The sequence below is a fragment of the Pseudoalteromonas sp. TB51 genome, from assembly GCF_000498055.1.
GTDB lineage: Bacteria > Pseudomonadota > Gammaproteobacteria > Enterobacterales > Alteromonadaceae > Pseudoalteromonas > Pseudoalteromonas atlantica.
The window spans coordinates 1-9,145 of record NZ_AUTO01000227.1; the positions used below are offsets into that span (position 1 = coordinate 1).

Below are 9,145 nucleotides of genomic sequence, written 5' to 3' on the forward strand. Positions count from 1 at the left end.
CGGCTACAACAGGTAACTGGAAGCACTATACCTTAGATGTGCCAGCAGGAATGAGCACATTTACAGTCACCACCTCAGGTGGTACAGGTGATGCTGACTTATTTGTTAAGTTTGGCAGCCAACCTACCGCATCTAGCTACGACTGTCGTCCTTATAAAAACGGTAACGCAGAAACATGTACGTTTAGCAATCCGCAAGCGGGTACGTGGCATTTAAGCGTTAACGCTTACAGAACCTTTTCGGGTTTAACATTAAGTGGCCAATACCAGCCATAATTAAAAGGCCCTAAGTGCATGCACTTAGGGCTTTAATAATGCGATTATAGTTTTTCTAATACAGACTCAGCACGGCTTACTGAAAACTCTTTGTCTTTTTCAACAAACAGTCCTGTTACTACATTATCGTCGACTACCATTGCATAGCGAGTAGAGCGTGTTCCACCAAAACTGCCGGTGTCTTTATCAAGCCCTAACGCTTTAGTAAAACTGCCATCGCCATCTGCTAACATGTCGATTTGTTGGGCATTTTGAGATTCTCCCCACGCTTTCATTACAAAAGCATCGTTAACCGATACACAGTAAATTGCCGCAATACCTTTTGCTTTAATTTTATCACTAAGGGTTATAAATTCAGGTAAATGCGCATTTGAACAGGTAGGCGTAAATGCACCCGGTACAGCAAAAAGCACAACCTTTTTACCATTAAAAAGCTCAGCGTTAGTGTGAGTTTGCATGCCTTCGTCTGTTAGCTGCGTTAATGTAACTGCGGGTAACGTTTGACCTTGTTCAATCATGATAAATCCTTAAAGCATTTGATTAATGAGCCTACAGTATAACGCTAATTACCTTTGTGTTAGCAGGTATTTACAAGCCAAGGTTTACTTTTATGGTTTGCATTTGCTGTTGTAACTGGCTATGAATATCGTCAACAAGTAAGCTTGATTCGCTTACTTGGCCTTTCATACTTTGCATTGACTGGCTAAAGTTATCTAGCAAATTACTTTGCTGTTTAGCCAGCTCCATGGCCTCAAAGGCCACTTTGTTGGCTTGCTGAGCGTTATCGGCCACGCCCTCTGAGTTTACTTTTAGCTCTTGCGCGTTTTGTGTTTGCGACTGCGCGCCATCTGCTAAGGCCGCAATTTGTGTAGATACTGTGCCCGACTTTTCGCTCAGTAGTGTGAGCTGCTCATTAATATCGCTCAATGAGCCTTGAGTTTGACGGGCAAGCTGGCGTACTTCATCAGCTACAACAGCAAAGCCTCGGCCATGCTCGCCAGCACGTGCTGACTCAATTGCTGCATTTAACGCTAGTAGGTTTGTTTGATCGGCAATATTGCGGATCACTTCAATAATTTGCCCAACGCCTTCAACCCCCGCAAGCAGCTCTTGTAGGTTTTGCATACTTTGCTCAACCCGTGTTTGCGTGTCTGAACTGGCACTTAGCATGCTTTGTGCAAAGCCTAAACTTTGCTCCATTGCACTAAAAGTGTGTTGGGCGTTATCAGCCACTTGGGCATTAATATTATTTACCTGCTCGCCAATTTGTTGAATATCAGCAAGCAAATGTTGGTTTTGCTCCACTTGCCCATGACTTGTAGACGCTTTTTGACTAATAGTTTGCAAATGCTCACTCATTTGCTGCATAAAATCATTTACCACTTTTAGCATTTGGGCACGCTCTTGTGCCTCTTTGCGCTGTCGCTCAATTAATAAATTAAAGTAACTGGCTATTTCGCCAACCTCTGTTTTTGGGTTCTTACTTTCAATGTTTTTAAGCTCGTTACTTTCAATTAAAAAGGCAAACCCGTCTCTGAGTTGCCTTAATGGGTTGAGCACTTGGTTACGCTGCACAATATAAACACCCGCGGCTAGCATCACCAAAGCGCCAATAGCAAAGCAAAATACCCAAAATACGTTTTCTTTAAGCGCCCCTTGTGCGTGTTTTAGTTGCTGCTCTGCATTAATAACGGTTTTAGAGAGCAAGCTAATTTGCTCACGCAATTCATTGGTGCCCGCTTCACGTTGCTGAGCTTGCGCTAAAGTACTGGCTAAATCGCGGGGGTAGCGGTTAGGCCAGCTGGTAATTTCAGATTTTATTTCATCGGCCAAATCTTCAGCTTCTTCGTCAAAAAATAAAGCATCTTCGTCAACCTCGCTCATAACACCTAAATTAGGGAGTTGCTCTATTTTGGCTGCTAACGCATTTAAATTAGCAATACTTTGCTGCAAACTTTGTTCAGTATTGCTGTCGTAACTTACGATTAGTTGATAAGTAAATAAGGCAAGGTTGGTCACCTCATTATAATAATCTGCGCCAAGTGTGTAATAAGCTTGCGCATCGCTATTTTGATTAGGGGATTTTTTTGCATAACCAATCAGTGACGAGGCTGAGCCGGCCATTTGGCGAATTGCATTATCAAGTAACGCCGTTTCGTTGCCCGACAATTTACCCAGCGCTCTGTACTTACCTTTAATATCGGTATCTAACGTGCTGAGCTGCTCATTTAATTGCTCGGCAAGTACCGAGGGGAGTACTGTGAGTTGCTGTGTTTTTACTTGCTCAATTAGGGCTGATGATTGATTTAAGTATTGGCTATCACCTTGTTCTAGATAACTGCCTAAGCCACCGGCTAAATCCACTAAAATCGTGTTTTTTAATTTACTGTATGCGCTGTCTTGTTGCTCAAGCTTAAGTAAAGTTTGGCTTGCCCAAAATAGTGTGATGGCCAATAAAATACTTGCCAATGTTAACAGTATGGCTAACAGCCGAGTAAAAGATGATACGCGCATAAATAACAACCCCTATTGTTTAAGCGCGTAGACTATTAACTATTTATGACAATTTTATGTAACTCAGGGAAAACACGTATATTTGCCCCAAATATACGAGTAAAGGCTTAGCGAATACAGTGCCTTTATTAAACCAACCGACTTAATTTATATGCTATTAAAGATAAGAAACACAGGTTAATTACAAGGTGAGAGTTTCATCACTTGGGTGTGCAAATTATAAGAGGCTTAATACAGCTATCACCATTACTAAAGCGCTGCGTATTAGCTAACGCCAGGCACAAAAAAACCGCGACTCGCGCGGTTTTTATTTTATTGTGATAATTAAAGGCCTGCACGGTCTTTAATTACAGCAATTAACGGTGAGCCACCGTGGCCATTGCCTTCGGCCCATGCTATATCAGCGCCATCAGACAGTGCGCTTTTTGATAAGTTTTTAACTATGTACTCGCCCGAGTCAACAGCGTTACTAACTACAGCATGGCGAAGTAAATTATTACCATTACATTGAATAGCATCGTAAATATTGCGAATTTTTACACGTGAGCTTTTTAGTTTACTACGTAAACGGTTTTTATCATCAGCTGCGATATATTCACAAATAGATACTGCTAATTGATCATTGGCTTTAGCAGGCACGGTATACATTAACGAACCAGCAGCAACGGCTGTAATAACAATTAGCTTTGACAATTTAAACATGAAACACCCTTTATGGTACTTTTTACCTATGTTGATTGTCTAATATTGTACCAACCTGCTGTAAGTTTCGCAATAATGTTAATCTTTTTTATATAAAGTTACGAATTTATAACTATATTGATTCTTTTCGTCGGGTTTATTTGCCTGTTCGTCGACGTTTTCCCACGTTGCTACCGCTTGGTAATCTGGAAACTGCGTATCCCCTTCAACCTCTAAATCTATAAAGGTTAAATATAAACGATCGGCACTTGGTAAAAACTGCTGATAAATATTACCACCGCCAATTATCATCACCTCTTCTTCGGCTTTAACCAGCTCTAGCGCAGCCTCTGGGGTGCTGACCGTCTCAATACCTTGAGCGCTATACTGGCTATTACGGGTAATAATTATGTTGCGACGCCCAGGTAAAGGACGACCTATCGATTCAAATGTTTTACGCCCCATAACGACAGGTTTGCCTGTTGTTACCTTTTTAAAATGCTGTAGATCGGCGGGTAAATGCCACGGCATTTTATTATCAAGACCAATTACACGGTTGTTTGCCATTGCGGCGATCATTGAAATTATCACATCAAATACCTAGTACTTTATTCTTAAAAAATAAAAAAGGAGCTTATGCTCCTTTTTAAAATATGTTTTTTATTAACGCTCGTAGACGACTTCTACATCGTAGTCGTCTTCATCCCAGTCGTCCCAATCATCATCATCGCCTTTGGTTGCTTTTTGATGATAAGTATCCCACTTGAACTCAACTTCTTCGTCTTCAATCTCAACGAACTTCTCTTTAGGCATGCTATCAAGTAATGCCATAATATCGTGAATTAATGGCTGAGTATTAAGCTTATTGACTGCTGAAATACGGTAAACGTTTTCTTCTTCACCTAGCTCTTGCGCAATTTGCTCACACAAAGCTTGCGCTTCATCTTCTGGTAATAAGTCTATTTTATTAAACACTAACCAGCGTGGCTTTTCTGCAAGCTTCGGGCTGTATTGGTGTAACTCGTTAATAATGGCAAATGCATTATCAACAGGGTTTGAACCATCAACTGGCATAACATCAATCACGTGTAACAATACACGACAACGCTCTAAATGCTTCAAAAAGCGAATACCTAGGCCAGCACCGTCTGAGGCACCTTCAATTAAGCCCGGAATATCGGCTATTACAAACGATTTGTTAGCCTCTGGGCGCACAACCCCTAAATTAGGAATTAGCGTGGTAAACGGGTAATCAGCTACTTTTGGCTTTGCTGCCGATACACTGCGAATAAACGTTGATTTACCTGCATTTGGCAACCCTAATAGGCCTACATCGGCAAGTAGCATAAGCTCTAATTTAAGGTTACGAACTTCACCTGGTGTACCTAACGTTTTTTGACGTGGGGCACGGTTAGTACTTGATTTAAAACGTGCATTCCCCAAGCCATGGAAACCACCTTTTGCAACCACAATTTTTTGACCATGCTGCGTTAAATCGCCTAACGCCTCTTGGGTGTCAACGTCGGTAATACGTGTACCCACAGGTACTTTTACTACCAAGTCTTCGCCCTTTTTACCTGTACAGTTACGGCTTTGACCATTAGTACCACGCTCGGCACGGTGAAAACGCTCAAACTGGTAATCAATTAGGGTATTTAAGTTTTCATCAGCTTGTAGATAAACACTACCACCGTCTCCACCGTCACCGCCGTCCGGGCCACCGTCTGGNCCGCTGCCGCCGTCACCAGCTTCTGCGCGAATTTCTACTTCATCTACAAACTTCATGATTACTCACTTTAGGGATTGGCTTTAATTTAACTATTATATACCCAAGCCAACGTAAATGCAGGCTTGGGTATATATTTGACGTTTCTGAAAACAAAAAACCCCGCAAAGGCGGGGTTTTTTACTACCTTACTGATTACTCAGCTACGATAGTTACGTATTTACGGTTTAAAGGACCTTTTTGTTCAAATTGAACTTTACCATCTGCTTTTGCGAAGATAGTGTGGTCTTTACCGATACCTACGTTTGCGCCAGCGTGGAAACGAGTACCACGTTGACGAACAATGATGCTACCCGCTAGAACTGATTCGCCACCAAAACGCTTAACACCTAGGCGTTTGCTTTCTGAATCGCGACCGTTACGAGTACTACCAGCTGCTTTTTTATGTGCCATTTCTAAGTACCTCTAATTAAGCGCTAATGCCAGTGATTTTAACTTCAGTGAACCATTGACGATGGCCCATTTGCTTACGAGAATGCTTACGGCGTCTAAATTTAACAACCTTAATCTTCTCACCGCGACCATGTGAAACAACCTCAGCTGTTACTTTACCACCGTTTACGAACGGTACACCGATCTCGATTTTCTCACCATCAGCAACTAAAAGTACTGAATCAAATTCAACTGCTGCACCAGTTTCAACGTCTAATTTTTCAAGACGAATCGTTTGACCTTCAGTCACACGATGCTGTTTACCACCACTTTGGAAAACCGCGTACATAATTAACTCCGTCTGTGCGCCCTCAAATCGACGCAACTAAAATATTCTTCGATAGGGCGCGAAGTTTACGCTAATGCATAAAAACTAGCAAGCCTATTTTGTAATTAAAATGAATAAAAAGTAGCTGCATTGAGAGCAATTCAATATTTCCCCCATTTTATATTAAATTGCCCTGTTGCCAAGCGCTTTTTAGTGCAAAGACAAAATAAATTTACGTGTCGCTATGCCTACTCCAGAACCCATTGACTGCACAATAAATAGTCGCGCTTTGAGTGTGAAATATACAATTAAATACCCTAATTAAGCGCTAATTAAGGTTTTTAACTCGGTTTTTTTAATGAATCGTCACAAAATATCGAGCTAGTGCTTTTTTTGTTGTACAATCGGCGCCGTTCACACATAAAAATTGGCTCGGAGATCAATGGATATAAAAGCTATCCAGGCGTTAATCGAAAGCGATATGAATGACGTCAATCAACTTATACACGCGCAAATGCGCTCAGATGTGGCGTTAGTCAATCAACTTGGTTTGTACATCGTTAACAGCGGCGGCAAACGCGTACGCCCGATGCTGGCAATATTGGCAGCAAGAGCTTTGGGTTACCAAGGTAAAGATCACATTACTTTGGCAACGATTGTTGAATTTATTCATACTGCAACACTATTACATGATGATGTTGTTGATGAATCTAACCTGCGCCGTGGTACACCGACTGCAAATGCCGAATTTGGTAATGCTGCCAGCGTGCTGGTTGGGGATTTTATTTACACCCGCTCGTTTCAACTTATGGTGGGGCTGGGCAAAATGCAAATTATGCAAGTGCTTGCTGATGCCACCAACGTGATTGCTGAGGGTGAAGTATTGCAACTTATGAATTGCAACGACCCTAATACCACCGAAGCAAGTTACATGCAGGTTATTTACTCTAAAACGGCTAAATTATTTGAAGCCGCTACAGGGCTTGCAGCTATTATTACCGAGCAAGATAACAGTGTGTTAAATGCGCTTAATTTATATGGTATGCATTTAGGTACTGCTTTTCAGTTAGTTGATGACGTACTTGATTACAACGCAGACGCTGACCAATTAGGTAAAAATATTGGTGATGATTTAGCAGAAGGTAAGCCAACCTTGCCGCTAATATATGCGATGAAGCACGGCAGTGATCAGCAAAGAGCCCTTATTCGTAATGCCATTGAGCATTGCAATGGTATGGATAACCTTGAGGCTATTTTAACGGCACTTAAACAAACCAACGCACTTGAATTTACAATGCAAAAGGCGCAGCAAGAAGCAGACAAGGCCATTGCCTGTTTAGACTTTTTAGCAGAGTCGCAGTACAAGCAAGCGTTAATCAGCTTAGCGCGTATAGCTGTAGAGCGAGATCACTAACTTTGCAGCCTCCCTTAATCAGTATTTAAGGGCCATAATTTTCGAGCAATAAAAAAGCCTGCATAAGCAGGCTTTTTTGTGCATAACTTGGCTATTACGCCATGAAATCAACACCTTCTTTGATGTCTTTTTTCAGAGTTTCAAGCATGTCGTTTTTAGCTTTTTCTTCAAATGCGCTTAGCTCGCCGTAAGAAAGAATTTCTTCTACGCCGTTTGTGCCTAAACGTACTGGGTGAGCAAAGTACTCTGCATCGCCATTTTCAACAGCAACGTATGCGTAATCTACTACGTCTTCACCTTGTAGGCCTTTAACTAAAGACATACAAAAACGTGCTGCAGCAGCACCCATAGATAATGTAGCTGAACCACCGCCCGCTTTAGCATTTACTACTTCAGTACCTGCATTTTGGATACGTGGAGTAAGTGTAGCTACTTCTTCTTCAGTGAAGCTTACGCCTTCAACTTGAGAAAGTAGAGGTAGAATGGTTGTGCCAGAGTGGCCACCAATTACTGGTACTTTAACGGTTGCTACGTCTACGCCTTTAAGCTCAGCAACAAATGCTTCTGAACGAATTACGTCAAGCGTAGTGATACCAAATACGCGCTTAGCGTCGTAAGTACCTGCTTTTTTGAATACTTCAGCAACAATTGGCACAGTGCCGTTTACTGGGTTAGTGATAACACCCACTAACGCTTTAGGACAGCTAGCTACAATGCCTTCTGCTAATGTTTTGATGATACCTGCGTTTACGTTAAATAAATCCGCACGATCCATACCTGGTTTACGTGGCATACCCGCTGGGATAAGTACGATATCACACCCTTCAAGCGCTTTATTTAAATCGTCTGCGCCAAAACCTGCCACTTTAACATCTGTAGGGATGTGAGATAGGTCAACCGCAACACCTGGTACAACTGGTGCAACATCGTAAAGTGATAATTCAGAACCAGCTGGTAAGCCTGTTTTTAATAATAAAGACAACGCTTGACCGATACCGCCTGCAGCACCTAATACAGCAACTTTCATTGGAATTCTCCGTAATTTGAGGTAGGAAATATTTGTGGCTCTTAAGATAATGAAATTAGCGACTAAAAACAAATTTATCCTGCTTATTTCAGGTATATTTTCGACCATAGTTGTAAACTTTGTTGGTTTATCGCAGCAAACTGGCAAGTTAACTAAACAACTGCTGCATAATTATTCATTTTTGTGTAGAATTTGCATTATAAATAACAAAAATGAATAAAGACTATGCAACCACAAGACAAACAAGAAGCGCTGGTAAAAGCGTTTAAAGCACTTTTAAAAGAAGAGAACTTTGGCTCGCAAGGCGAAATAGTCGAAGCATTAAAAGAGCAAGGCTTTGACAATATAAGCCAAAGTAAGGTGTCGCGCATGCTTAGCAAGTTTGGCGCTGTGCGTACCCGTAATGCTAAACAAGAAATGGTTTATTGCCTACCCGCAGAAATGGGCGTACCGACTGCTAAAAGCCCACTACGCCAGCTTGTTATTGATATTATGCATAACGAAATGATGATTATTATAACCACCAGCCCAGGCGCTGCGCAGTTAATTGCCCGCTTATTAGACTCACTAGGCAAAGCGGATGGTGTATTGGGCACAATTGCCGGAGATGACACTATTTTTATTGCGCCAGCAAAAATATCTGAAATAGACATTACACTAGAGCGCGTACGTATTTTATTTGATACGGTTTAAAGCTGTTTTAAAAAACTAACTGACGGCGCAAAAAACGCTGAGCCCATATCGGCTT

Annotated in this window: 11 protein-coding genes; 3 read left to right on the plus strand and 8 right to left on the minus strand. The window is 41.6% G+C overall.

Annotation, left to right across the window (positions count from 1 at the left end; all coding sequences use genetic code 11):
* Window positions 1-275 (plus strand): PPC domain-containing protein (locus L650_RS23820; protein WP_174380509.1); only part of this gene is annotated, 275 nt, incomplete at its 5' end.
* Between the two features lie 44 nt (window positions 276-319).
* On the opposite strand, the gene L650_RS0112635 is transcribed toward L650_RS23820, so the two are convergent.
* The 7 genes from L650_RS0112635 to rplU form a co-directional block, all read right to left on the minus strand.
* On the minus strand, window positions 320-793 hold the full coding sequence (locus L650_RS0112635) for a peroxiredoxin (RefSeq protein ID WP_029773342.1): 474 nt from the start codon (window positions 791-793) through the stop codon (window positions 320-322).
* Between the two features lie 70 nt (window positions 794-863).
* The gene (locus L650_RS0112640; RefSeq protein ID WP_029773343.1) at window positions 864-2,789 is read right to left on the minus strand and encodes a methyl-accepting chemotaxis protein; all 1,926 of its coding nucleotides are present in this window, start codon (window positions 2,787-2,789) and stop codon (window positions 864-866) included.
* 324 nt (window positions 2,790-3,113) lie between these two features.
* Window positions 3,114-3,491, minus strand: coding sequence for a DUF3718 domain-containing protein (locus L650_RS0112645; RefSeq protein ID WP_004587925.1), 378 nt, complete (start codon window positions 3,489-3,491; stop codon window positions 3,114-3,116).
* 78 nt (window positions 3,492-3,569) lie between these two features.
* On the minus strand, window positions 3,570-4,061 hold the full coding sequence (gene folA, locus L650_RS0112650; RefSeq protein WP_029773344.1) for a type 3 dihydrofolate reductase: 492 nt from the start codon (window positions 4,059-4,061) through the stop codon (window positions 3,570-3,572).
* Window positions 4,062-4,133: 72 nt separating this feature from the next.
* A complete protein-coding gene (gene cgtA / locus L650_RS0112655) occupies window positions 4,134-5,255 on the minus strand; it encodes an Obg family GTPase CgtA (RefSeq protein WP_029773345.1) in 1,122 nt (373 codons plus the stop codon).
* 136 nt (window positions 5,256-5,391) lie between these two features.
* Window positions 5,392-5,649, minus strand: coding sequence for a 50S ribosomal protein L27 (gene rpmA, locus L650_RS0112660; RefSeq protein ID WP_004587922.1), 258 nt, complete (start codon window positions 5,647-5,649; stop codon window positions 5,392-5,394).
* Window positions 5,650-5,665: 16 nt separating this feature from the next.
* Window positions 5,666-5,977, minus strand: coding sequence for a 50S ribosomal protein L21 (gene rplU, locus L650_RS0112665; protein WP_004587921.1), 312 nt, complete (start codon window positions 5,975-5,977; stop codon window positions 5,666-5,668).
* Between the two features lie 421 nt (window positions 5,978-6,398).
* Between rplU and ispB the strand changes: the two genes are divergently transcribed.
* The gene (gene ispB, locus L650_RS0112670) at window positions 6,399-7,370 is read left to right on the plus strand and encodes an octaprenyl diphosphate synthase (protein WP_029773346.1); all 972 of its coding nucleotides are present in this window, start codon (window positions 6,399-6,401) and stop codon (window positions 7,368-7,370) included.
* Between the two features lie 94 nt (window positions 7,371-7,464).
* Here the strand turns inward: ispB and mdh are convergent, their stop codons facing one another.
* Window positions 7,465-8,397, minus strand: coding sequence for a malate dehydrogenase (gene mdh / locus L650_RS0112675; RefSeq protein WP_004587919.1), 933 nt, complete (start codon window positions 8,395-8,397; stop codon window positions 7,465-7,467).
* Between the two features lie 225 nt (window positions 8,398-8,622).
* Between mdh and argR the strand changes: the two genes are divergently transcribed.
* On the plus strand, window positions 8,623-9,090 hold the full coding sequence (argR, locus tag L650_RS0112685; RefSeq protein WP_004587918.1) for a transcriptional regulator ArgR: 468 nt from the start codon (window positions 8,623-8,625) through the stop codon (window positions 9,088-9,090).
* Window positions 9,091-9,145 lie beyond the last annotated feature (55 nt).

Coding starts and splice junctions, on each gene's coding strand:
- L650_RS0112635 (WP_029773342.1), bottom strand. CDS start 793: ATGATTGAACAAGGTCAAACGTTACCCGCAGTTACATTAACGCAGCTA.
- L650_RS0112640 (WP_029773343.1), bottom strand. CDS start 2,789: ATGCGCGTATCATCTTTTACTCGGCTGTTAGCCATACTGTTAACATTG.
- L650_RS0112645 (WP_004587925.1), bottom strand. CDS start 3,491: ATGTTTAAATTGTCAAAGCTAATTGTTATTACAGCCGTTGCTGCTGGT.
- rpmA (WP_004587922.1), bottom strand. CDS start 5,649: ATGGCACATAAAAAAGCAGCTGGTAGTACTCGTAACGGTCGCGATTCA.
- rplU (WP_004587921.1), bottom strand. CDS start 5,977: ATGTACGCGGTTTTCCAAAGTGGTGGTAAACAGCATCGTGTGACTGAA.
- ispB (WP_029773346.1), top strand. CDS start 6,399: ATGGATATAAAAGCTATCCAGGCGTTAATCGAAAGCGATATGAATGAC.
- mdh (WP_004587919.1), bottom strand. CDS start 8,397: ATGAAAGTTGCTGTATTAGGTGCTGCAGGCGGTATCGGTCAAGCGTTG.
- argR (WP_004587918.1), top strand. CDS start 8,623: ATGCAACCACAAGACAAACAAGAAGCGCTGGTAAAAGCGTTTAAAGCA.